At 42.4% G+C, this 1586-nt stretch carries 1 protein-coding gene; it reads right to left on the bottom strand.

Features of this window, described 5'->3' with window-relative positions; genetic code table 11:
- Positions 1-7: 7 nt before the first annotated feature.
- Complete coding sequence (locus tag H5185_RS22065; protein ID WP_182743296.1) at positions 8-1546, bottom strand: transposase; 1539 nt, start codon at positions 1544-1546, stop codon at positions 8-10.
- Between the last annotated feature and the right edge of the window lie 40 nt (positions 1547-1586).

Genomic DNA, 1586 nt, shown 5'->3' with positions numbered 1-1586 from the left:
CCCCTTCTTAGTGCATCGCTTGTTGCAACTTTTCTATGTTATGAACAAGACAGTACAGTTGCCACTGGGCATTCACTTTGGCTTGGCCACGTAAGGTCAATTTATTCATCCCTTTGTTGACCGTAATATTGCCAAATACCGGTTCGATACAGCCCAGTCGTTTGCTATATTGCCGCCGCCCCATTGGGCTGTCTATTTTCACTTTCATTTTGTCGGTGTAACTCAGTTTTTTCCGTGAGGCATCATTTTTAAACTGCACTTGCCGACCCGTTTTTATCGGCGGTTTTCGCATGCATTGCTGTTGCAACGGACAAGTTTTACAATCTTTTAAATAACCGCAAAATCGAGTGTATTCTTGGTGATAACTTTTGACATTAATACCGCTTCGCCACATTTCATTGCCTGCGGGACATCGGCAAGTTTGCGTTGCTTCGTCATAATGAAAATCATCTGAAGTAAACAATCGAGGCTTGCCATTACGTCGTTTTAATCTGCGTTTTTCTTGCTCGGTTTCGTAAGTTTCACTTTCTTGAAACAACGGGTTTCGTTTTCTAAATTGATTGTCTGCGATGTAGGTATCAAAGCCACTTTGTGCCATAAATGCCAGATTAGCTTCACTGTTAAAGCCACTGTCTGCGGTGAATTTTATGGTGTGCTCGCTTGAGGGGTTAACAGGATTGAGCTTATCGAGTTGTTGTTTTAATTGCGTGACTGCTGGCTGGAGTGTTTGCTGCTCACCGACCGAACCCCACGTTTGTGCTTGTAAGATAATTTGATGTTTATCATCGTTTATCGCAATACCATTGTAGCCTTGAATGGTGCCCTTGGATGTGGTCATCTTTGCACTGTCAGGGTCGGTGATATTGCTTTTCACAGGCTTACCTTGGCTGCCTATTTTTTCTTGGTGTGATGCGAGGAATGCCGTGATTTTATCCGCACTTTTATCTAACTTTCTTTTTTGGTTTAAGTCTTGTGTGACGAGTTCTTCACTCAACCCATCTTGGGCTTGATGACGCTCAATAATGCGTTTGCTTGCCCGTTCTAGTTTTGCTTTTTTACGGCCAAGTTCATCAAATGTACCACTCCATTCTTTGCTCGCATTTGACTGTAACTTACAACCATCGATGGCAAACATGTTGCGGCCAATGAGCCCTTCTTCATCACAAATCAGCAGCACTTGAGTAAATAAGGGTTCTATTTGTTCATGCATTTTAGCCACAAAACCCGCTATCGATGTGTAATGTGGCTGTACATCACCCGACACGCTCATGAACAAAATATTGTTTTCACACGCCTTAGCAATGCGTCGACTGCTAATTAAACCATGCGCATACCCGAGTAAAATAATTTTGAGCATCACTGCTGGTGAATACGCTGCCGCCCCCGTTTTATCATTGTGATACCAGGCATCAAACCCCGATAAATCGAGTTTGTTTTCGATAATATAACAAAGGGCATACTCGAATGTGCCAGGCAAAATTTGCTCTGAAAAATTGATGGGAATGAATTTACTTTGGCAGGATAAGTCAGGCTTGTAGTTGGCCATAACAATTTACTGTAGGTGAATAATATCTATTAGATCACAG

The organism is Shewanella sp. SG44-6, assembly GCF_014164185.1.
Lineage (GTDB): Bacteria > Pseudomonadota > Gammaproteobacteria > Enterobacterales > Shewanellaceae > Shewanella > Shewanella vesiculosa.
Note: the sequence above shows the minus strand (reverse complement) of the source record. Positions and strands in the feature narration are given on the sequence as shown.

Bases quoted from the DNA above. Each gene is read 5' to 3' on its own strand.
- H5185_RS22065 (WP_182743296.1), bottom strand. From the start codon at position 1,546: ATGGCCAACTACAAGCCTGACTTATCCTGCCAAAGTAAATTCATTCCC.